The following is a 23,081-nucleotide window of genomic DNA, read 5'->3' as shown; positions in this document are numbered from 1 at the left end:
TTATCGCTGCAATACTATTTTCCTTGCATTCGTGCCATCGGAAATAATGTAGATACCATTCTGCAAAGACGATGGTAATACTATTTCAAGACGGTTATAACCTGATACAACCCTGTACTGTTTAGTAAACACTACCTTACCGGTCATATCTGTCACAGTAATATATTGCAGTTTATTGCCTGTGCTGTTCAGTTCTGTATAGACTTTACCTGCTGATGGTACCGGGTATACATGCAGTTCGCGGCCAATGGTTTTACTGTTTTTACTTACGGCAGCGCTTTTCGGTGTACTGCTGATATTGGCGGTCAGCTTGTAGCATACGCTGGTGCTGGATGCACCGTTATAGCCAACTACCCGTATGTAATAAGCACCTACCGGACCATTGTTATACACAATTCTCTCGCTGCTGGTACTGCCGTTTTCAGAGCTGCCCCGCAGTGTGCCGGTAGAATCGTACAGATAGACATCGTAGTCTGCCGGCAGGTTGCTGAGCAATACTTCAATATGTGGCTGTGCTGTGGTAGTCGTGAACTTAAACCAGTCAATATCTGTTGAAGTGGCAACTTGTGAACTGATTTCCGTGTTTACGCCGATGCTTGCAGCTGTTGCCCGCGTATTGTTTGGCTCGAAGGTGTTTGTACACGCAACGGAAGGAGTGGCGGTAACCAGTAAATGGTAGCATTTGCTGGCACTGAATGCACCATTGTAACCATATACATATACGTAATAGGTACCAGCGGTTGCGCTGTTATAGGTGATCGTTTCTGCGCTGGTACCACCATTCTGTGATACAGCCAGCTGAGTTCCTGTAGAAGACAGTAACCGGACGTCGTAATCTGCCGGCAGATTAGAGAGGTTGACTGTGATAGTGTTGGTACCTGTGGTTGTAATGCGGTAATAATCCACATCACTGGCAGATGCGATCAGGGCCGTGAGTGTAGAACCGGTGAAGATGGCACCTGCAGTTGCCAGGGTATTATTGCTTTCCAGCTGATCGGTACATCCTCCTATTATATATGAAGACGTATGCAGTCTGTAACAGATACTGTCATATACAGCACCATCACGGCCGTATATCTGTATGTAATATGTACCTGCCGCGACGATTGAAAACAGAGAATCAGGAGTGGTGCCTGTGTTCTGTGAACTGGCTAGCTGACTACCTGTAGCCGATAGCAGGCGGAGGTCAAAATTAGCGCCCAGGTTATCAAGGTAGGCTCCCAGGTAAGAGCTATCCGTCACTACTACCTTGAAGTAATCTGTATCAGATGGGGTATTGATAGTTCCCCTGATATCAGTATCAGTTACGATAGTATAGGCTGTTGCCAGTGTATTATTAGGCTCGTAAAGATCTGTGCAGGATTGATCAGTAGTATCACCGCAAGGATAGTTGGTGCCTGCCAGCGATAGTATACCCGTGTTGTCAGGGTCCAGCCAGGGTTTCAACTGGTGTAATATATCGGTACCGTTGGAGGTCCAGTTGTAAGACATTTTACCGTATTCGTCATTCTTATTAGCTGCAGATGCTGTACAGCTGGAAGGACCTCCGGATAACTGTCCTACGATCTGTCCTGCGCTATTGAACAGGGGAGAACCGGAAGATCCACCCTCGGTTACGCTCCAGTTAGTTTGTGTCTGTGCCCATACTGCTTTCCAGTGAGTATAGGGAGGACCTGTTGTATTGAAGTTGTCGTTTGTAAGCGGAGTGGTATAAGTGGAGATCTTCTTGATATCGCCTGCAGGGTGGTGGATAGTCACACCACTGGGGCTGGCTACATCATTAGCATTCCAACCTGCATAGTATACGTTGTAAGAGGCAGGAATAGATGAAGTGAATTGCAGCAACTGGAAATCTGATCCATCTGCTTCTCCGGTATCGCCCGATCTGGCACGCTGCACACAACCGGTGATAGTGTTGCTCACCGGCTCATTGGCAGGATTGGCACACGAAGGGGCCTCATAGTTGAAATAGAATATCCACTGACTAAAGTCTGAAGCAGAGGCATCAGATCCGCAGTGATTGGCAGTCAGGAAATACGGCTTGCAATCGCTGCGCGCATTATTTACCAGGGCGCCTGAACACAGGTAAGCTGCGCCACCCAGTCTCAGTAAGATCCGGGCTACAGCGCGTTTCTGATTCTGCCAGTTGGCGCCTTCAGGACAGTTCACATTCACATTACAGCTACCGGCATCTCCGAAGTCTTTCTGCTGGTTATGTCTTGCTTCCGGGATCCTTTCACTATAGATGTTGTTCACGCCGCTGATGGTGAAATGGCCTCTGCCTCTTACTGCACCTGGCTCATAATACTCTATGATACAGGCATTGCCTTTGAGTATTTCAGTAGCAAACAGGCCGCCCTCCTGGTTGTTGGCGCTTGTATAACTACCGATCAGCTGCGAATGGTCTTCATTATAGATGTACAATGAGGCGCCTTGCGGTAAATGGAAGTTGTTGTAATACAGGGAAGTAGCCAAAGCCCCCTGTACATCGATCTTCAGTCGCCATATACGGTCGCCATTGGACAATGTGCTCCAGGTGCCTGTATTATTCAATGAATAGTCTGTCGGCACGATAATACCGACGCGTAAAGGTAATCCCTGTTTTTCGCGCTGCACATCTTCTTTTCTGAGATTTTCCTGTGATAATGAAGGGATAGTTTTGGTAGTGATCTGTTCTGTCAACGTTGCTGAATAACTATAGGGTCTTCCGCCTCTGCTCACCTGGGCGTTGGATATATGGCATGCAAACAGCAACCATAACAGTAAGAATAACGGTTTTCTCATAATGAGGTGTTTTAGGGTTTTAAAAGAGACAGCATATATTTTCCTGGGATGGATGGGTTATAATAGGGTTTGTCAGAACACGGTGCCTCAATTGGTATGCTATGCGAAGTTAACGGAGAGCACTGCTGCGGTATATCATGTCTGTTTGGGGAAGGGAGGAGAGGGGGGGAGTTGAACGGCTGCCTTTATCCGGTATGATGGCGTCGGGTAGTCATTTATCTGTATGAGGCCCTGGCGCAGCCTTATTCTAGTCAAAAAGAAAGAAGGTGTCTCCATTGCTGAAAACACCTTCTTTTCGTTCATTACATCCTGAAAAAGAGCGTTACTTACTCACACAGGGCTTCCGCAAACTTTTTGGTTGTATACGCCTTAATAAGCTTATAAGAGACCTTTAATGCATCGGCTGATTTCTCAGCGGCAGGGAGAATATTCTTACCGTCCATAAAACGCAGTACCTGGTCACCTTTTACATAGGTACGGAACTCGCTTTTGGTATCCGGACCATCAGCTGGTCCGCCGATCTGGAACTCATAACTGAAAATGAGCTTGCCCGCCTCGAAATAAAATTCGCGGCTCCAGGAACCATCGCCTATACTACCTGATTCCACAATCTTTACGATCTCTTTTTTCTGGTTAAAGAAATATTTGACCTGTCCATCCTCGGCGCAACCGGCAGACTCGTACTTAAATAATTGTGTGGTGAGCGGAGCGGTGTTTATGTTTCTATAGGTTGTTCTGATAGCAGCTATAGCGGCTGAGGTATCTGTATTTGTTTGTATTGTTCCCTGCGAAGCATAGGTTTTTGCACAGGTTAGACAAACAACTATCGAAAGGATCAACTGAAGGCGGATTAATACATTCATTTCGGTTAATTATAGTATGAAAATATGAAATGTATTAGAAATCGGCCGTTAAAAATATTTCAGCATGAGCAGGCAAGTGCTCACATACGGAGTAAGGGCCACCAGACGTGGTTGTTACCTTTAAATGAGCCCTGCCTGCTGTCTGCTGTGTATTGTACCCTCAGCTATTTGCGATGTATAGTATTTAGCAGCCAATAATGATATAGGCGTGCCAAATACGACGGCCAGGACCAGAAAACCTGTTACCTGATGTATATTAAAAACAAATGGTCGGGAAGGAAGTGCGGTAAGCGGTAACACAATGAAATTCATCATCACCCATACAAATATGGTGTATAGTAAGCCATTCAGGTATTTATTGGACGACACCTTGCTGATTGCAGGATAAAGCAGGAAGAAGAAAAGCGTGAAGGAGAAAGAGATAAAATAGTGGATGAAAACGCCCAGTGCGATAATGAGGGGACCTCCGTTTAAGGCGGTTTTTAACCCGATAGCGCCCCCGGCTATTACATAAAACATCCTGTGAGGGAATGCCCCTGTGCGAATGGTTTGATCAACGTGGGCTGCAATGATATCCAGCGTACCCGCGATCAGGGTAGTAAGGAGTACCGCTTTCCAGAATCGGTTCATTGGTTACAATTTTAATCGTTATTTTTAATTGGTTCGTACTTCCAAAAATCGGTGACCACGTATTAATTTCTCGTTCAAAACCCGTTCAAAGTTGTTCAAACTGCAATCAATCTGACATGAATGATAAGGAACTGATAAAGATCTGCCTATTGGAAATTGTCTGTAAATCAGGCTTTTCTGATCCGGAATCACTGCGGCAGCGGGATTTTGAGCACCTATCCGGAGAAATCGAGAAAAACACAGGTATCCTCATCAGTGTGTCCACTATCAAGCGACTGTTAAACGGACAGTTCAACCGCTTACCACAGGTAGCTACCCTGAATGCTATCAGTACTTACCTTGGGTATGAGAGCTGGCAGGATTTCAGGAGCAGGCAACAAGAAAAGATGAATAGTGCCGGGGAAGAAGCGCCGCCGTTGCCGGACGAGGTAACCGAAGGCAGGAAACGCCGGGTGTCTTATAAATGGTTTATTCCTGCTGCCGTTCTTCTTTTCCTGATGATCGTATCGTACACCTATTTTTCGAAAACTGATACGGTCAATGAAAAGGATGTTTCTTTTTCAGTCAGGAAGATCACCAGCAACGATATTCCCAACACAGTGGTATTTACATATGACGTCAGCAAGGTGGATGGTGACAGTTTCTTTATCCAGCAGTCATGGGATAGGGACAGGAGGGTGAGAATTGATAAAAATAGTCATACGTTAACTGATATATACTATGAACCGGGTTATCATAATGCAAAGCTGATCGTCAATAATAAGGTGGTCAAAACCATTGATGTAAGCATCCCGACGAACGACTGGTTCTTTTTCAGCAAACCGGAGCTTTTCCGGGGACTACCCACTTATATCCATGCTGCCACACCGGTGAAAGAGGGTAAATTAACCCTGACGCGCGAGGATATAGTTAACAGCAAAATAGATCCTCAGCAGGAAAACTTTTATACGTACACTTACTTTCCGGAAGTATTTAAGGCGGATAGCGATGACTTCCGGTTCCGGGCGAGAATGCGGTTTACGGCACTTAAAAATGTCATGTGCCCGATGATCATGCAGGAAATATGCGGTCAGCACAATTCATTATATTTCTTTACAACGCTTCCCGGCTGCACCGGTACTATCGATGCAAATGTGGGAGAGCATTACATGAGCGGAAAAACTACCGACCTGTCTGCTTTTGGTTGTGATATTCGCCAATGGCATAATATTGAAGTGAATGTGAAAAATAAGGAAGCCCGGTTCTATATAGATCAGAAAGAAATATTCAGCAGATCTTATACAAAATCGTCCGGCCTCATTACCGGGCTGATATTCAGTGCAAACGGCCTTTTTGAAATCGACGATATTTCGCTCACAGGCCCTGATGGTAAAGTTGTCTATGAAAACGACTTTCAATAATTGCGAATGTGCTTCTCTAACGTCCGCCGCTGATATCAGGCCTGCCGGACCCGGGGTACCTGTCTGTTAACTGATTTTCTCCTGAACCAGTGCCGTTTCCACATAAAGAACCCGCTCAGTACCACAACAGGAAGGAAAACAAAACGAACTGCATTGGCAGCCGCAGGCATGGTGGATACCGGCCCATAAATGTAGCCAAGGATGGGTATGCTCAGGAGAATATGCAACCAGCGGATAATCTTTCTTTCTGTAGATGCTTTCATGATAAATTCACATTTGATTCAGTACAAAGCTATTGATTGGCAGCGCCCGAAACATGGGCTGTAGATTTAGGAGGTAAATGTGTAGACGAAAAGGGAAAGAATGCCGAAGGTTTGGAAGTACTCATTGTTTATTGCCTTAAAATGAGTAGAGGTGTCTTCAATTTACATCATATATTTGTTTTATATAACCATTATTGCGGCTTTATACCATATCATCATTTAACGTGAGCAGTGCTATCGGCAATTTTCAACCTGAGCCTCCTATGTCCCTTAAATAATCAAAATAAATACAAGAATGAAAAACTCCTTAATCAAACCAGTTATCCTATTAGTAAGCCTTCTTTCGGCCGTCTGCGGCTATTCACAAACACCGGTGTCAATGAACGGCCAGCTTAAAGTAGTTGGTACAAAACTCTGTAACCAGAATGGCTATCCTATTCAGTTGCGGGGCATGAGCACCCATGGCATTCAATGGTACGCGGGGTGTATCACAGATGCGTCATTGGATACGCTTACCCGTGACTGGGGTGCAGATATATTACGTGTATCTATGTACGTCCAGGAAGATGGCTACGAGACGAATCCATCCTATTACACTTCCCTGGTTAAACAATTTGTGAATAAGGCTACAGCCCGGGGATTGTATGCATTGATTGATTTTCATATGCTCACTCCCGGCGATCCCAATTATAACACCAGCAGGGCCATCACATTCTTTACAGATATTGCCAACACCTACAAGAATAATAATAACGTGCTGTATGAAATATGTAATGAACCGAATGGTGTAAGCTGGGCAAGTATAAAGAGCTATGCAGACCAGGTTATTCCCGTGATCAGGGCTATTGATAACGACGCTGTTATTTGTGTCGGTACAAGAGCATGGTCCTCACTTGGACTGTCAGAGGGCAGTACTGCACAGGATATTATAAATAGTCCGCTAAACTATCCTAATATCATGTACACCTTTCACTTTTATGCGAAGAGTCACCAGGATTCTTACCTGAACCATCTGGACTGGGCTTCTGATCGCCTGCCTATTTTCGTAACGGAATTTGGTACACAGGAATCATCAGGTGATGGCCCCAATGACTTTGCCATGAGTCAAAGATATCTGGACCTGCTGCGGAATAAAAAGATCAGCTGGACCAACTGGAACTATAGCGATAATCCGCTCACTGGTGCTGTATGGACCAGTGGCACTTGTTCAGGTAACGTATGGACAACGAATAAACTGAAGGAAGCGGGTGTTTTCATCCGCAACAACATGAAGAGTCCTGCTGATGATTTCGGTTCTTCCGGCAATAACCTGGCCCTGGGTAAAGCCGTTACTGTGTCATCAATCGAAGACGCTACGCTCGTTGGCGCGTACGCAGTGGACGGCAATACATCTACCCGCTGGGCCTCTGCGTCGTATGTAGACCCTCAGTGGATCACGGTTGACCTGGGTAGTAACTATACTATCTCACAGGTAAAAATAAGCTGGGAGGCTGCGTATGCAAAAGATTACCTGTTGCAGGTATCAACAGATAATACTAACTGGACAACAGTGAAGACCATACAGGGGAATACATCGCTTAGTAATGATCATAGCGGTTTATCTGTTACAGGAAGATATGTTCGTATGTATGGCACTGCCCGCGGTACCACCTACGGCTATTCCATTTACGAGCTGGAAGTATATGGCACGCGGGTATCTACGCCAAACATTGCCCTGAATAAACCGGTGACTGTATCTTCTGTGGAAGAACCCGGACTTGAAGGCAATTATGCGGTTGATGGAAATAGCGCTACACGGTGGTCGGCCACCATGTATGCAGACCCTCAATGGATCTCCGTAGACCTGGGCAGTAACTACACGATCTCTCAGGTTAAAATAAACTGGGAAGCTGCCTATGCAAGGGATTATCTGTTACAGGTGTCAACCGACAACACTAACTGGACGACTGTAAAAACCATACAGGGGAATACATCGCTCAGTAACGATCATGCCGGTTTATCTGCTACAGGAAGATATGTTCGCATCTACGGAACCGCACGCGGATCGGAGTATGGCTATTCGATCTATGAACTTGAAGTATATGGCACTGCCGGTGCTAGACAGGCAAACGTGGCGGCTGCTGTTGTTAAGAATAAGCTGCAGGACATCACCGTGTATCCTGTTCCCACACACGATCAGGTGCAGATCACTATGCCTGCCGGTCATCAGCAAAAGAGCCAGATCAGTGTTCACGACATGAATGGAAAGGTGTATTTGTCCGGATCAACATCCGGAAGTACTTATAACATGGATGTCAGCAAATTACCCGCAGGTATGTATATCATACAAATTATCAGCGGGAATAAAAAAACGACAAAGAAGATAGTGAAAGAATAAACACCGGCCCATATACGTCTTTCTGATGGGAGATGTATATGGGCTCTTTATTTTTTGTATTCTGCCCCAACTGTTCAATTTGCTGTTCCCACTCTTCTTTCAATACCTACACGCAAGTTATATTCGCTGGTCAGTGAACAATTTGATATCATCAGTTGTATTAAGTTAGATTTAGCCTCAATTTCTGAAATGTTCCGGATAAAGTTGATTTTCCCGGAGCGTTGATCATGCAACCAAAACCTCAAACAATATGGAAAACCAACATGTACACCATGATTCGTGCACGCATTGTGCCTGTAACAATCCGATACTGACAATATTAAAAGAAGAGCTTTTTACTAAGGAAAACTTTGCCTCACTACCAACAGCAAAGAATAAAGTTAAAGAAGAACAGCCCCAAAAGCTGATGATCAGCGGCGGAACTATCAGGCCGATGATCAATGGCTCTGTTGAAACTGTACCTGCCATCGGCTTTGCAGATGGCAATGTGGTTGTTACCGGTACCGAACAACATGTAAAGGAGTTTATGCAACAACATCATCCTGGTTTTAGTTCCAGGGTGTTGCCACATGGGCACACGTTACTGCCCGGTCTTATTGAACCACATGTTCATCTGATACCTACCGCCATATTAATGGGATGGCTGGATGTAGGCGGATTTGATCAACAGGATCTACGTCAGGGATATGATATGCACATGGTTAGTGAGATCATTAAACAGGAGATACCTTATGTGAAGCCGGGCCACTGGATTCTCGGAGCAGGCCTCGATCCTGCTTTAATGCCTTTGCAACAAGGTAATAAGGAATTAATAACTGTAGATATTGACCGGCTGGATGCTATTACCGAAGAGGTGCCTTTAATGATAATGAGTGCCTCCATGCATACGCTGTATGTAAATACCCCCGCGCTGAAGGCAATTTACTACAATGAGAAAAACAAGCATTTGCGGAAAAAGTATCCTGAGTTTAAAGATTACCGGGAGCACACACATGGACAATTGCAGGAATCAGCCAATATGCAGCCTGCCCTCATAACAATCCCCAAGCCACAGATGGACGCCATGTTCCTGGAGACATTTAAACACCTGAAGGAGATTTTCCAGACGGTCAATAAAAGGGGAACCACCTTTGTGTATGATGCCGGGATGACCAGTCAGCAGAAAGAGTTACTTGACGCCTATTTACTCGTACACAAGCGTGCAGTGCGGATAGGCGCTGCACAGATAGTTGATTCAATAGATGTTGCGAAACGCTTACCCGACTACACTCCTCCTGCTGAATACAAGGATGTATACATCGGGCATGTAAAAGTAATTACAGACGGCTCGAACCAGGGATTGACAGGGTATCAGTCTGAGGCCTATTTATGCAATCCTAAAGATAACTATGGTATCTTCAATTTCGGAGAGAATCCGAGACCTTTGAAAGTGCCGGAGGATTATAAGAACCTGATACATACTATCATGACAAAAAAAGGCTGGCCGCTGATGATCCATGCCAATGGTAACCTGGCCATTCAGTTTGTTATCCAGGTGTATCAGGAATATATATCGAAGGAAAAACCTGGTGTACGCAACAGAATAGAACATTGCTCTTTAATAACTAAAGACCAGTTGAAAACGATGAAGGAAATGGAGATATCTCCGAGCTTCCTGATTGGTCATGTTGGGTATTGGGGATATGCTTTTAAAGAAGCTATTTTCGGGGACAAGACCCTTATCCTTGATCCTTGTAATACTGCACTGAAGGAAGGAATGAAGATAACACTGCATAGCGATCATATGGTAAGTCCGCTGGGACCTCTAAGAATGATGGAGCAGTCAATTACACGGATAATGGAGGCCGATCCGGAAGAACAAGCCTTGCATGCGGCGGAACGTATTACAGCGGAGCAGGCATTAACAGCAGTAACTTGTGACGCAGCATGGCAGTGTTATGCAGACCAGTGGACCGGTTCGCTGAAGCCAGGCCATTTTGCTGATTTTGTGATCCTGAAGCAGGATCCGCTTACCATGAAGGATCCTTATATGCATATGCGGAATATTGAAGTGCTGGAGACATGGGTAGGAGGATTGCAGGTTTATAGCAAGCAGGATGTGAAGAAGATGAGTGTGATATAAGCGTGAGTTTATAAAAAGGAGTCATTGTTTTCGGGCAATGGCTCCTTTTTTATGCATAAAAATTCTGTTTCCATCGCTGAAATAAATTTCTATTTTTGACCCGTTAAATAAGATCTGATATTAATTTAAAACATGTTATTCTGAATGGAAAGGGAACTAATTACGTTGATCGGAAAATTAAAAGAGAATACACTCACGTTCAAAGAGGTGATTGAATTTATAGAAGCCAGGTACCAGCATCAGCCTACGGCTTTTAAGAATGGGGAGGCATATAATGAGGCTACGCAGAATCAGGGTAGCGCAAAGGTGTTTGCTTTCGCGCAGATAAATAACCTGAGTAAAGAAGATACTTTATATTTATTTGCAGAGCATTACCAGGCTGTATTAAATAGCCCGGAGGCCGCTGATCACCAGAATATCAGGCAATTTATGAAGCATGGCTGGTCAGGAGTGGTGTTTGAGGGACAGGCATTGGTTGCGAAATAGTTTATGAGGGCCGGCGTGAAAAGCTATTGCGTTTAATCACATCATCAGTCGAACTATGAAACAGAATATTTTAATAACCGGAGGCACGGGCACACTAGGAAAACAGATCGCGCAGCAATTGATCGGGAAGAAGTATGCGCCGGTTATTTTAACGTCAAGGGAAAATGCCGTTGTTGAGGAAGGTGCAATAGCTGCTTTTGGTAATCTTGCGTTGGGAACAGGTTTACAGGAGGCTGCGGCGAATGCTGATGTCATTATTCACTGTGCAAGCAATCCACGTAATTCCGCCGAAGTGGATATTCAGGGCACGGAGCATCTGCTGGCATCCATACCATCAGACAGATCGCCGCATATCATCTATATATCGATTTGTGGTGTTGATCAGAGTAGCTATGTATACTACCAGAACAAGTATGCTACAGAGAAACTAATCGAGAAATCCAGATTCCCGTACACGATCATACGGATCACGCAATTTCATGACTTTATCCTTCACCGCATTTTGGTACCTGGGTCCAATGAACGGGAGTCGGTGATTGAGCTACCGGATAATATGTCGTTTCAGCCAATAGATATCAGAGATGCGGCGGCATATATTGTGAAATGCGTAGAAGACAAGCCGGAAAGGACGTGTGTGACGCTCGGCGGACCGGAAATTTTCTCTATACGCGAGCTGGCCAACACTTATCTTACGCGTGCGGGGAAGAAATATGCCATCAGAGATACAGCCGTTCAAAACGATTTCTATAATATCTTCAGGTCCGGTATTAACCTGACTCCGGAAAATAGAGCAGGAACAATAACATGGGCGAAATTCCTGCAGGACACTTTGTAGTTGTCATGGCAGACATGATCGGATAGCAGGCCAATTAGCTATATCCTCATTTCGACTACAAGAAGCCCCGGTTAGGCTACGGGTAACGTCCGGTGGTTGATGACCTTTGTGTACATAAAATACAAACTCATTTATCCACCTGATTATCTAAAGCAAAAATGAAAAAAGTACTCATTACCGGAGCTAATAAAAGCATTGGCTTAGAAACCGCACGCCAGCTGCTGCAAAAAGGATATTATGTTTATTTAGGCAGCCGTGACGTAGCGAATGGGCAGCTAGCAGTAGACAGATTGAAAGCTGAAGGTCTGAATGCAGTAGAGGTGATAGCATTGGATGTAAGCAGCCAGGACTCAGTCAACGCTGCAAGAGCTGAAATAGGCAGGAAAACTGATGTGCTGGATGCGCTGATCAACAATGCCGGTATCAATGGAGGACTACCGCAAACTGCACTTGGCTCAGATATTGCTGTCATGAACGAGGTATTTAACGTCAATGTGTACGGCGTTGCAAGGGTTACCCAGGCCTTTATAGACCTGTTGAGAAAAGCGGAACAGCCGCGTATTGTGAATGTATCATCAAGCGGGTGTTCGCTTACCTTAAACAGCGATCCTTCCTGGAAGTATTATCACCATAAAGGGGCTATGTACCTGCCGTCAAAAGCAGCACTCAATATGTATACGATTGTGCTGGCGTATGAATTGCGTGATACGTCGTTTAAAGTGAATGCGGTTGATCCTGGATTTACGGCTACCGACTTCAATGAACACCGCGGTACCGGAACCGTTGAAGAGGCAGGAGCGCGCATAGCGAGATATGTGTTGGTAGGCGAAGACGGCCCAACGGGGAAGTTTATAAGTGAGGAACATGATCCCGTAACAGGAGAGATTCCCTGGTAAACAAATAATTATAACCGGCAGTGTTTTAGCTGCCGGTTATAACTTAAAACTTTTTGCCATGAAAAAGGAAGAAACAGACAGTTATAAACTGCATTCAATATCTGATGCGCACAGAATGCTGGGCCTACCTAAGCCTATGCATCCGTTGATAAGTTTAATCAACAATAGCCAGAATACGGTCGACGTCAATAAATTGCCCCATTCCCATGTACTGAACTTTTATAAGATATCGTATAAAACGCAGTTCAGCGGCAAATTGAAATATGGTCAGGGGCATTACGATTTTGATGAAGGCGGATTATTGTTCGCTTCTCCTAACCAGATCATTGGCGGCAGTGACGAAGTGAAAGAGCAGGCAGGATACACCCTGCTCATTCACCCCGATTTTTTGTTGGGTTATCCCCTGGCTAAGGAAATCAAACAGTATGGTTTCTTTTCATATACGGCTAATGAGGCATTACATTTATCAGAGAAAGAAAGGGCAACTATTGTTGCAGTTTTTGGTATTATAGAAGAGGAGTTGAGTAGCCGAATAGATGATTTTAGCCAGGATGTGCTGATCGCGCAGATTGAATTATTGTTGAATTATGCGCAACGTTTTTACAAGCGGCAGTTTATTACCCGTAAGGCAGTCAACAACAGTATATTACAGAAACTGGAAGAGGTTTTAGATGAATATTTTAATAATAGAATGGCGTTAAGTCAGGGTATTCCGACCGTACAGTATCTTTCGGAACAACTGAACTTTTCTGCAAGCTATTTAAGTGATATGTTGCGTTCTCTTACCGGACAGAATGCACAGCAACATATACATCTGAAACTTATCGAAAAGGCTAAAGAAATACTATCGACCACCAACTTAACCGTAAGTGAAGTGGCCTATGAGCTGGGGTTTGAACATCCGCAATCATTTAGCAAGCTGTTTAAAAACAAAACTAACCTTTCACCGCTGGAATTCAGACGATCTTTTAATTAAGGGAAATAGAGATGATGGAAAAGCCGTTAAGGTTCGGGTACTTTCTCCAGCTTCATCTGCAGCATATCCGTTCCCATTTGTCCGACGAAAGAATAATTCCCCTCTTTATCCGCCTTTTTCAGGATACCCAGGAACGGTGTTTTGAATGCCGCCGGGTAACGCCACTGTACCTGGAAACTATCAGTTGTTGGGTCATATTTGTAGGTTCCTATATACCTGCTGTTGTAATTGTTAAACTCAAGCGCAAAATCATCCTGCAGGTCCATATAGAGCGTAGTAAGCACACTGTCTTTTGGGCTTTTTGCCTTTAATGGTCTGCCATTTACAGTAAGACCACTAACGCTGTATTTGCCGGTGAACTGCGGATGCTTATCAGGATAATTAAAAGTAGCCAGCAGGACCAGGGGCAGTAATATAACGAATGCACGTAGTGTGTGAGTGTGCCGCTTGCGGTGAGTGGTGGTTGTTCCAGTAGCGGGCAGCGTATGGAAAAAGAAGTGAACAAGATGGGCCTGGTATTGCAGTAGTAAATAAATGACCCCGGCCATTAAGATGATTGCATGCACCAGGACTCCCACAGGGAGATGATAGAAAAAGTCTATCAGGATAATGTTTAGCAAGATGGGTACCATGCAGATCAGTCCCAGCAGTCTGGTTCTTGACCATAATAGTAGATAAGCGCTGGCTATCTGTGCAACGGCAATGCTTACAGTAAATGGATAGGATCGCCTGAAATAAGCCCAGGTAAGCGTCTCTCCATCCAGACTGTTAAACGGAAGGTCCAGTTCTCCAAGGGGAACAACCATTTGCAGGTGGAAGACTTTCTGCCACCCGAAGGAGGCCAGGTCAAGCGCCAGGGAACAGGCAATAATGGACTGAAATAAAATAAGCCGGGCAGGGGAATTAGCCTTTCCAATCTTTTCCTGCCGTTGCCAGACAAAGGCATATACCAGCCAAGCCAGCAGGCATGATAGAGAAATAGCCCAGGCAGCCTGCAGGGATATCAGGGGGACTAAATAACGGGCCAGTATGCGGCGAAGAACGGCGGCGAAAATAAGTCCGGTCAACAGACAAACGATCAATTTCCGGGAGAAGCTCAAGTGTTCCATAGCTACCAGTTTTTTCTGCAATAGTAGCCAGGTGCGGCTGTTTTAGCGCCCCGTTGTATCCATCCGTACCAGTAAATCCCGGTATTCGGCGGGCGACATACCCTCTGTTTTTTTGAAAGTGGTGTTAAAGGTGGTCTTTGAGTTAAATCCGGCCTCAAATGCTATACCCAGGATGCTCAAGTGCCGGTACTTTTCTGAAATCATTAACTCCTTTACCCGGTTTACTCTGTATTGGTTGATATATTGATAGAAGTTTTGTCCGTAGCCCTTGTTTAGCAGGTAGGATAGCTCATGAACGGTAATTTCCATCCTGATAGCCAGTTGCGGAAGATTGAGATCGCTGTTGGTAAAGAGTTGCTCCTTTTCCATCAGGTGGTTCAGGCGGGCTTTTAATCGTTGAATGTCATCTGCGGCCAGCCGTGGAAGGGTGGTTTTCTTTTCAATGACTTCCTGCAGGGCCGATTTCTCCGGTTCTGTATAGGGAAAAATTTCCCTCTGCCGTAGCGAGAAGAAGGCAATCACATACACTCCTAACAAATAGCCAATACCTGTAAAACGTTCCAGTTGTTCGTTCATCCTGAAAACCTGGTTGTACCACAGTAGCATTATCACGGCGATCCCAAGTAACATGTACTGCAGCCATTTCAGATCCGTTCTTTGTACTTCGGCGTTAACCTCCCGGATCGAATGGCTATGCTTACGTAACAGGTTGAAAGACAGTATCCAGTATATAAGCATTTGTAACTTAACGCTGCTACCGACAATCACTCCCAAAAAGTGAGGTAAATGGCGCCCCCCAAAGAACAACACGGGCAGAAATAATACCGCCGGCAAAAAATGCAGATAATCCAGGCGTTTCCATGAGCGCCGGGCGGAGGTAAAGTACAGCACACCCAGATACAGCGACGGGGCCATAGCCAATCTGATGGATTCGGTTAGTGGTACCAGAAGTGGATACCGGGTATCCAATCCCGTGTGTTGTGCAATAAATGCCAGCACAGCGCTGCCGGTGCAGAAGAAGAAGCCACCCAGCCAGGCATTGGCGACGGGGTTTGCCCTGGGCGTATTGCTGAGATGGGCGAGGGCCAATACGAACATGCCACCGCAGGTGAGATAATAGCTTGTCATAAAAGGCAGATGTCTGAAATTGAAAATTCCATAAACTTTCTGCGTTAATTCCCTGTTTTTTGTTGACCTGATCGCGTTCATCCTGCGTTCAGAAGAACGTATCTACCCAGTACCGAAGAGGGGCGGGTTGTTTTTATGTACTTGAGATATAGTTGACACTAGGTTGACCGAACCTTCGCCCTGGTTTTGGACTATCGAACTCCCGGTTTCGGTACCAGATTGGCACTATGTCTTACACTATCAGGCCGCGGTGATGAGGTTTGTGCGTTGCACCACGTTTTAAGCGCCTCTGGAGAAGTATGGCCGGGTCAGGTCGTAAACAGCCCTTTAAAATGTCTAATGTAGCCGCTGTCTCAATTCGATCTTCTTACCATCTTTGCTGTGTTGAAGTTAATATGTAAACAAAAGTAAGTGGAGCAGCGACCACTCCAAAAAACGGGCGGAACCGAAAAGCCAGATGAGTAGGAACAAAAATATATCTTATGTCAAACAACGCTGTTTCACTACACAGAGTTTTTAAAACGTCTCCGGAAAAAGTATACCGGGCATTTACTGAAGCTACTGCCATTGCTTCGTGGTTGCCTCCTTATGGATTTCTTTGCACTGTCCATGAAATGAATGTGACAGTAGGTGGTGCGCATAAGATGTCATTCCAGAACTTTTCAACCGGCAACAGCCATTCATTCGGTGGGACATACGTGGAACTGAAACCGAATGAGTTTTTGAAATATACTGATAAATTTGACGATGCCAACCTGCCGGGAGAAATGACCACCTCTGTCTCACTGCGGAAGACTGTTGCGGGTACAGAAATAAAGATTACACAGGAAGGGATTCCTGCTGTTATACCTGCAGAAATGTGCTATTTAGGCTGGCAGGAGTCGTTGGAAAAGCTGGCTAAGTTAGTAGAGCCTGAGATTCCGGATGCATGATTGGAGGAGTATACCGGATTTCAAATATCATCAGTAATAATATTTCTGATGTACAATATAAAGGCCGCGTAAATCATGCGATTTATGCGGCCTTTATATTGTACATCTCTTTGTTATTGTATGAAGCTGATAGTGCCCCGGGGCAGGGGACCATATAAGGTCTTTTGTCCCTTACAATCTTACGGTGTGTAAGAACATGTCTTGTTACCGGAGGTCAGCCATGACCCCATTAGTATGATGGCAATCAGTACAGCCCATGGGTACGACAGGTTTTGTTATGGAATGGTCGTTGGTTATTTACCAAGAATTTCCTTCCGGTGCCGTATTCCCCACTCGGTGAGGTTCTGGATGATGGTCTGCAATGTATATCCATGCTCAGTAAGTTCATACTGAACAGTGACAGGCTGTGTGTCTAAAACGGTTCGTTTGATCAGTTTGTTTAATTCCAATTCCTTTAATTCCTTGCTCAGCATTTTGTTGGAAATGCCATCTATATCGTCGAGGATATCGGAGAATCTTCTTTTGCTATAATAGCAGATAGATGAGATAATGGCTATTTTCCATTTTCCGTTCAGTACGTCCATTGAATCCTGAACAGCCCTCATTTCATTTTTGTATTCCTTTTCAAAATTGGTGCACGCCATAAGTTACTTTGTTACCTCCAGGTTACTGTTACTTTTGGTTACAAAGTTACCAAAATATATTCACCTGGTCTAACTTTGCACTCAGGAAATTAAATCAATAACAAAATGAGCAAACTAAAGAATAAGGTAGCGATCGTTACAGGTGCATCAAAAGGGATAGGCGCATCCATTGCCAAATACTTTGCGGCAGAAGGAGCAAAAGTTGTTGTGAATTACGCATCAAGCAAGGAAGGCGCTGATAAGGTGGTTAAAGCCATCACTGATAATGGAGGCACTGCTATTTCAGTACAGGGAGATGTGGCGAAAGAAGCCGATATAAGCAGGCTGTTTGAAGCAACTAAAAATGCTTTCGGCGGACTGGATATCCTGGTGAATAATGCCGGTATTTACCAGTACTCGCCCATTGAGCAGTTATCAGAAGAATCTTTTCATCAGCAATTCAACATCAATGTTCTCGGGTCTTTGCTGGCTATCCAGGCGTCTTTGAAATTGTTTGGCGACAAGGGTGGCAATATTATTAATATCAGTTCAGAGGCCGGAAGAATGCCTCTTCCTACAGGATCGGTATATTCTGCCACCAAGGCAGCATTAGATGCCATTACAATTTCTTTGTCGAAGGAATTCAGTGGAAGAAATATCCGTATCAATTCCATTTTGCCCGGCGTTGTGGAAACAGAAGGTTCGCACAGTGCCGGCTTTATAGGTACCGAAGCTGAAGCAAAGTTAGTGGCCACTACGCCACTTGGCCGCAGCGGCCAGCCCGAAGACATTGCAAAGGTAGCTGTATTTCTTGCTTCTGATGATGCGGGGTGGATCACAGGTGAGAAGATCTCCGTTTCAGGCGGTATTTATGGCGTGTAAGTTTCTGTATTTAAGAATTAAAAATTGATAGAATGGGTAAGTTAAAAAGTAAAGTAGCCGTAGTTACAGGCGGCAATAGTGGTATTGGGTTCGGCATTGCGGAAGCATTCAAAAATGAGGGTGCGGTTGGTACTGTGACCGGAAGAAATGAGGCTACATTAAACAGCGCTGTGGAGTCATTGGGAGAAGGCTTTATTGGTATTAAAGGTGATGTTACGAATCTTAATGATCTGGAAAATGTATTCAAAAGAACCGCTGATAAATTTGGAAAAATTGATGTAGTGGTAGTGAATGCAGGCGGTATTGTGGATGGTGTTCCAATGGCTGCGATAAGCGATGTTACGGAAGAAAATTACGACCGTTATATGGATCTGAATTTAAAAAGTGCCTATTTCACGGTACAAAAATCGCTTCCATATTTAAATGACGGTGCGTCCATCATACTTATCGGATCGAGTGCTGCGCATCGTGCTGCACCGGGAATGGCTATTTATTCGGCGGCAAAAGCGGCTATCATATCATTCGCCAAAGGCTTGTCGCTCGATTTGTTGTCAAGGAAAATAAGGGTTAATACCCTTTCGCCAGGCTCTATTGACACGCCTGTTTTTGGAAAGATCGTACCGCAGGAACAATTGGAACAGGTGAAGCAAGCGTGGATAGATATTACCCCTGCTGGCAGACAAGGACTTCCGTCTGATATCGGAAACGCTGCTGTATTTTTAGCATCGGATGATTCCGCTTTTATAGTTGGTACCGAAATTCTTTCGGACGGTGGCCTCACCAATATCAGTCTGATGAAATAATCTGTATGAAACGAAAAAGAGACAAGCCTTCAAAGGTTTGTCTCTTTTTTGTGAATGCTATAGTGCCCGAGCTATTGGGCAATTGATCTGATGCGATTGGCAGCCTTAAGCTAACCACTCGGTAGGCGCCTTTCCGAATTTCTTCTTAAACGAATGCGAGAAATGGGAGAGGCTTTCAAATCCCAGATCGAGATAAATTTCAGACGGCTTTTTCTTTTTCCTTTCTATAAGATGCCTGGCTTCAGCCAGTCTCCTTTCCAGTAGCCATTGCCGTGGAGCCGTGTCGAATATCTTGTGAAAATCACGCTTAAATCCGGCAAGACTTCGTCCCGTGAGCTGTGCAAATTTTTCAATGGGAACATTGTAATGAAAATTGCCGAGCATGAATTTCTCCAGGTCGATCTTATAAGGTTCCGAAAAGTCAAATAGCAGTTTCCGGAGTTCCGGCATAGTATTCAGCAGGAGAAGAACGGCTTCCTTTACTTTTAATATCGCCACCGCTTTCGTTATCTGTTCGTCCGGATGCCTGACATATGGCATCAGGGATTGAAAGAATGCCTGCAGGAAATCGTTCCCCGGGATAAGAATGTTGGCAGGGCCCGTGTATTTCAGTCCAGTCTCTATTTGTTCCTCCAGGGCTATTTGTCGAAGCAGGTCTTCGTTCAGCACAATCACAATTGTTTGATAATCCTCACCCTCCACAGGCGTTTTCGTAATTTCCGCCAACTGGTTTTTATGTATCAGCAACATCTGACCGCGCTCCATTGAGATGGTCTGATTAGCAGTTTCCATCGTAAAACGACCGGAAACCTGTAATACCAGCGTTTTGTGCTGCAGGAATGCTACTTTCTCCTTTAACTTGCCAGTGAGATAGGAGAAAAAGATGACACCCGGAAGTATATCAGTTCGATACGTCATTGTGTAAAGATATAAAACAGATAGCGCTTATGTGCATGCGTATTATCTATGCAGGTATGTGCCTCCCAGTATTGCACCTGGTGAGAAATGCGTGTTAAGCGTATTCATCTCATCGGCAGTGAAGGTAACTCCCATAGCCTGCATGTTTTCTTCCAGACGTGATTTCCGGTTCATGCTCACCAGTGGTAAGATATGATCTCCCTGTGCATTCACCCAGGCAATGGCCAATTGGGTCGGTGTATATCCTTTGTCCTTCGCCATTTGCTTTAATACTTCCACCTTTTCCAGGTTCTTTATCAGGTTCTCTCCCTGAAAACGTGAGAAGTGATTCTGGTATGCATCAGCCGGAAGAGGTGCTTTCATATCACCAGTGAGTAAGCCTTCGGCCGTGTTGGCAAATGCCACAACGCCGATGCCCAGCTCTTTAGCCGTAGGAAGCAGATCACTCTCTATCTGGCGGTCAGCCAGTGAATAACCTATTTCCAATGCAGTTACAGGGTGAACACTATGTGCCTTGCGCAGCTGATCGGCGGTTATTTCGGAGACGCCGAGGTGACGCACCTTGCCTTCTTTAATCAGGTCGGCGATAGTACCAACCACATCTTCTATAGGAACGCTATTGTCAAGTCTGCAAGGCTGATAAAGGTCGATGGTATCAATGCCCAAACGTACCAGGGAATAGTTGATAAAGTTTTTGATGGCTATAGGGCGAAGGTCCAACCCGAGCCATTGGCTGCCATAGAAGATCGCACCAAACTTGACGCTGATGAAGGCGTCGTCTCTTCTGCCTTTGATGGCTTTGCCCACCAGCAGTTCATTGTGGCCGCTACCGTAAAAATCGCCTGTATTGAGAAAGTTAATGCCGCTGTCCAGTGCTGCGTGAATGGTTGCAATGCTTTCGCTTTCATCTCTGGCAACGCCTCCCCAAACGGGCGACATGCGCATACATCCCAGGCCAAGTTTAGATACGAGTGGTCCGTTTTTGCCCAGGGCTACTTTTGTTATTGTTGTCATTGCTCTTGTTTTATTGATTTAATGACACAAAGATCAGCTTCCGAGCGCGCTGGCCGTTTTCTCTGATGGCTCAATTTACTTGTCTGGGTGGCTCAGGGTATCATTCCGGTTTTAGAGTGATGAGGCTTCAGCGACACTGGTTTTGCCAGTAGTAGGACACCCGGCAAATTCCGGTGACTAAATAAAAAACGAGACCCCTGTTTCAGGATCTCGTTTCTAAAATGAGGATCATATTGTTTTATTCCGTCGTTTTGTTTTCCGGATGCCAGTACAGCAACCTTAACAAACAGTTATGCTCATTTTTTCACCAGCCGTACAAGCCAGATTAGTATGATAGCTCCTACCAGGGCTACAATCAGTGATCCTAACAGACCGCCGCCTATATGAATGCCAAGTTGACCGAAAAGCCAGCCACCCAGCCAGCCACCTAAGATGCCTACAATAATATCCACAATTATTCCAAACCCTTTACCACGCATCAGTTGTCCGGAAAGCCAGCCAGCTATGCCCCCGATAATAATAGTCCAAATCATAAGTGATGTTTTGTTTAAAAATTCAAGTTACTATTAATATTATTATTATAAAAACAAATAATATGATGGCTAGTGAGATATTGCATTTAATGGTAGTGAAAAAGTGAATACCTCTACGGGTCAGAAGGATTGATCGGGTAGGGGGAAGCAAATAGTCGTAAACCACCCTCATGTTGGCGCAAACGCCCCCATCATGACAATCCCACACATTTTACCTTTGTCTGGTCAATAAGCTAAAAGTGAAGAAACATGAACAATATCAACAACACCATCGCGGCGCTTGAAATGGCTCAAATCTGCTGGGTGGTTCCGGACATTCATGCGGCAGTAAAGTTTCTTTCAAGTGCCCTGGGCGTAGCTGGGTTCCCCGAACCGCAATATATGCGTGCACAGGACCTGGATATGACTTATTATGGTAAGACCGTGGCTGGCGAATGGCTGACCACTCAGGCCTATAACGGTGGTACTTTCATTGAACTTGTTCAGCCTCTTTCAGGTCAAAGTATGTTCCATGACTATCTCGCTAAGTATCCTTTGGGAGGAATACAACATACTGCCTTCCGTTTACCGGTAAGCGATTTCGAGAAGATCACCAGCGAATTACGCGAACAAGGGTATGAGGTGATCAGCGAAGTAGACCATCCAATTGCAAGAATGGCTTTCTTCGATACTTATCAGACGATGGGTGTTGCTACTGAGATTATGGGTATTACACCGGAAGGGTGGAGCATTGTAAAACAAATGGAGAAGGCGCAACATTAGCGTACCTTTGGTTAACTTTAAGCCCAGATCTTATACCATGAAGTATTTCGGAATAGAAGCGTTTGATGCCAAAGCATATAGTGATTTCCCTCTTGAAGAAAATGAGCCTTTATCATCTCAATGGTTTTTTCTAACCTGCGATGTGGGACTCTTGGAATATTGTGACCGTGAATTTAAATTTTTCGTATCAATTGACTGGATAGGGGATGCTATGGATGTCACTGCACCAGATAACTTTTTTAAGGTGGAAGTGACTGGCGGAAGGGACAATGAGTTTAAAATATATCATAGAGCGTTTATAGCGCCAGATCTACAGAAATTAAAAGCTGGTATGCAGGAAGCTGTAGATCTCGTTCAGCATATGAGAAAACTGAGTGAAGAGGAAATAGATGCATTGCCTCCAATAGGTATGCTGATTACATTTATCCAGGAAAATTTTCCGCAGCATCGCATTACCGAAGATACTATACTGCCTGACGATCTGGGTATTGGAGGAAGAGAGGCGCTGGATTTTATGCTTGAGGTAGGGCATTATTTCAAATTCTCTCTTATTGGCATAGACTTTCGAATGTTTTCTATGTCGGAAGAGGAACTGTTGGAGTATTATAATCCACGTGAAGGAGGGTGGTTGCGAAAGGATGATAAGCCGGTTATGCGGTTCACTGTTAAGCATTTATATGCAGCTATACAAAACGGTGAATGGTTTGATCCGGCGGATGCCTAAGTCGAGGCTGAGATGTACGCC

General features: G+C 44.8%; 22 protein-coding genes. 12 read left to right on the top strand and 10 right to left on the bottom strand.

Features of this window, described 5'->3' with window-relative positions; translation table 11 throughout:
• From L3C95_RS18350 to L3C95_RS18340, 3 genes are all read right to left on the bottom strand, one after another.
• Positions 1-2,784 (bottom strand): pre-peptidase C-terminal domain-containing protein, encoded by a 2,784-nt coding sequence (locus L3C95_RS18350; RefSeq protein ID WP_236389647.1) that lies wholly within the window; start codon positions 2,782-2,784, stop codon positions 1-3.
• A 326-nt stretch (positions 2,785-3,110) separates the two neighbouring features.
• Entirely contained in the window at positions 3,111-3,647 is a 537-nt protein-coding gene (locus L3C95_RS18345) for a hypothetical protein (protein ID WP_236389646.1), read from the bottom strand.
• 120 nt (positions 3,648-3,767) lie between these two features.
• Positions 3,768-4,277: a hypothetical protein gene (locus L3C95_RS18340; protein ID WP_236389645.1), complete on the bottom strand. Its 510-nt coding sequence runs from the start codon at positions 4,275-4,277 to the stop codon at positions 3,768-3,770.
• Positions 4,278-4,393: 116 nt separating this feature from the next.
• On the opposite strand from L3C95_RS18340, the gene L3C95_RS18335 reads away from it, so the two are divergent.
• Positions 4,394-5,677, top strand: a complete 1,284-nt coding sequence (locus L3C95_RS18335) for a hypothetical protein (protein ID WP_236389644.1) — start codon at positions 4,394-4,396, stop codon at positions 5,675-5,677.
• 35 nt (positions 5,678-5,712) lie between these two features.
• Here the strand turns inward: L3C95_RS18335 and L3C95_RS18330 are convergent, their stop codons facing one another.
• A complete protein-coding gene (locus tag L3C95_RS18330; RefSeq protein ID WP_236389643.1) occupies positions 5,713-5,940 on the bottom strand; it encodes a hypothetical protein in 228 nt (75 codons plus the stop codon).
• 379 nt (positions 5,941-6,319) lie between these two features.
• Here L3C95_RS18330 and L3C95_RS18325 point away from each other — a divergent pair, with 379 nt between their 5' ends.
• From L3C95_RS18325 to L3C95_RS18300, 6 genes are all read left to right on the top strand, one after another.
• Positions 6,320-8,317, top strand: a complete 1,998-nt coding sequence (locus L3C95_RS18325) for a cellulase family glycosylhydrolase (protein ID WP_236389641.1) — start codon at positions 6,320-6,322, stop codon at positions 8,315-8,317.
• 250 nt (positions 8,318-8,567) lie between these two features.
• Entirely contained in the window at positions 8,568-10,439 is a 1,872-nt protein-coding gene (locus L3C95_RS18320) for an amidohydrolase (protein WP_236389639.1), read from the top strand.
• A 144-nt stretch (positions 10,440-10,583) separates the two neighbouring features.
• Positions 10,584-10,925, top strand: coding sequence for a HopJ type III effector protein (locus L3C95_RS18315; RefSeq protein ID WP_236389638.1), 342 nt, complete (start codon positions 10,584-10,586; stop codon positions 10,923-10,925).
• 55 nt (positions 10,926-10,980) lie between these two features.
• Positions 10,981-11,760 (top strand): SDR family oxidoreductase, encoded by a 780-nt coding sequence (locus tag L3C95_RS18310; RefSeq protein WP_236389636.1) that lies wholly within the window; start codon positions 10,981-10,983, stop codon positions 11,758-11,760.
• A gap of 158 nt (positions 11,761-11,918) precedes the next feature.
• The gene (locus L3C95_RS18305; protein WP_236389634.1) at positions 11,919-12,656 is read left to right on the top strand and encodes an SDR family oxidoreductase; all 738 of its coding nucleotides are present in this window, start codon (positions 11,919-11,921) and stop codon (positions 12,654-12,656) included.
• Between the two features lie 58 nt (positions 12,657-12,714).
• Positions 12,715-13,632: a helix-turn-helix domain-containing protein gene (locus tag L3C95_RS18300; RefSeq protein ID WP_236389632.1), complete on the top strand. Its 918-nt coding sequence runs from the start codon at positions 12,715-12,717 to the stop codon at positions 13,630-13,632.
• A gap of 26 nt (positions 13,633-13,658) precedes the next feature.
• On the opposite strand, the gene L3C95_RS18295 is transcribed toward L3C95_RS18300, so the two are convergent.
• Both L3C95_RS18295 and L3C95_RS18290 read right to left on the bottom strand, forming a co-directional pair.
• Complete coding sequence (locus L3C95_RS18295) at positions 13,659-14,741, bottom strand: hypothetical protein (RefSeq protein WP_236389631.1); 1,083 nt, start codon at positions 14,739-14,741, stop codon at positions 13,659-13,661.
• Positions 14,742-14,783: 42 nt separating this feature from the next.
• Positions 14,784-15,869, bottom strand: a complete 1,086-nt coding sequence (locus L3C95_RS18290) for a helix-turn-helix domain-containing protein (RefSeq protein WP_236389630.1) — start codon at positions 15,867-15,869, stop codon at positions 14,784-14,786.
• A 482-nt stretch (positions 15,870-16,351) separates the two neighbouring features.
• Here L3C95_RS18290 and L3C95_RS18285 point away from each other — a divergent pair, with 482 nt between their 5' ends.
• Positions 16,352-16,801: an SRPBCC family protein gene (locus L3C95_RS18285; protein ID WP_236389629.1), complete on the top strand. Its 450-nt coding sequence runs from the start codon at positions 16,352-16,354 to the stop codon at positions 16,799-16,801.
• 293 nt (positions 16,802-17,094) lie between these two features.
• On the opposite strand, the gene L3C95_RS18280 is transcribed toward L3C95_RS18285, so the two are convergent.
• Entirely contained in the window at positions 17,095-17,445 is a 351-nt protein-coding gene (locus tag L3C95_RS18280; RefSeq protein ID WP_236389628.1) for a winged helix-turn-helix transcriptional regulator, read from the bottom strand.
• Positions 17,446-17,550: 105 nt separating this feature from the next.
• On the opposite strand from L3C95_RS18280, the gene L3C95_RS18275 reads away from it, so the two are divergent.
• Both L3C95_RS18275 and L3C95_RS18270 read left to right on the top strand, forming a co-directional pair.
• Entirely contained in the window at positions 17,551-18,306 is a 756-nt protein-coding gene (locus L3C95_RS18275) for an SDR family NAD(P)-dependent oxidoreductase (protein WP_236389627.1), read from the top strand.
• 32 nt (positions 18,307-18,338) lie between these two features.
• On the top strand, positions 18,339-19,109 hold the full coding sequence (locus L3C95_RS18270; RefSeq protein WP_236389625.1) for an SDR family oxidoreductase: 771 nt from the start codon (positions 18,339-18,341) through the stop codon (positions 19,107-19,109).
• A 105-nt stretch (positions 19,110-19,214) separates the two neighbouring features.
• On the opposite strand, the gene L3C95_RS18265 is transcribed toward L3C95_RS18270, so the two are convergent.
• The 3 genes from L3C95_RS18265 to L3C95_RS18255 all read right to left on the bottom strand — a co-directional run bounded on the left by L3C95_RS18265 (position 19,215) and on the right by L3C95_RS18255 (position 21,574).
• Positions 19,215-20,027 (bottom strand): helix-turn-helix domain-containing protein, encoded by an 813-nt coding sequence (locus tag L3C95_RS18265; protein ID WP_236389623.1) that lies wholly within the window; start codon positions 20,025-20,027, stop codon positions 19,215-19,217.
• Between the two features lie 42 nt (positions 20,028-20,069).
• A complete protein-coding gene (locus L3C95_RS18260) occupies positions 20,070-21,041 on the bottom strand; it encodes an aldo/keto reductase (RefSeq protein WP_236389621.1) in 972 nt (323 codons plus the stop codon).
• Between the two features lie 296 nt (positions 21,042-21,337).
• Entirely contained in the window at positions 21,338-21,574 is a 237-nt protein-coding gene (locus L3C95_RS18255) for a GlsB/YeaQ/YmgE family stress response membrane protein (protein WP_236389619.1), read from the bottom strand.
• Positions 21,575-21,823: 249 nt separating this feature from the next.
• Here L3C95_RS18255 and L3C95_RS18250 point away from each other — a divergent pair, with 249 nt between their 5' ends.
• Together L3C95_RS18250 and L3C95_RS18245 are read left to right on the top strand one after the other, a co-directional pair.
• Positions 21,824-22,336 (top strand): VOC family protein, encoded by a 513-nt coding sequence (locus L3C95_RS18250; protein WP_236389617.1) that lies wholly within the window; start codon positions 21,824-21,826, stop codon positions 22,334-22,336.
• A gap of 37 nt (positions 22,337-22,373) precedes the next feature.
• A complete protein-coding gene (locus tag L3C95_RS18245; RefSeq protein WP_236389615.1) occupies positions 22,374-23,060 on the top strand; it encodes a hypothetical protein in 687 nt (228 codons plus the stop codon).
• Positions 23,061-23,081 lie beyond the last annotated feature (21 nt).

The sequence above is a fragment of the Chitinophaga filiformis genome, assembly GCF_021646545.1.
Lineage (GTDB): Bacteria > Bacteroidota > Bacteroidia > Chitinophagales > Chitinophagaceae > Chitinophaga > Chitinophaga filiformis_A.
Note: the sequence above shows the minus strand (reverse complement) of the source record. Positions and strands in the feature narration are given on the sequence as shown.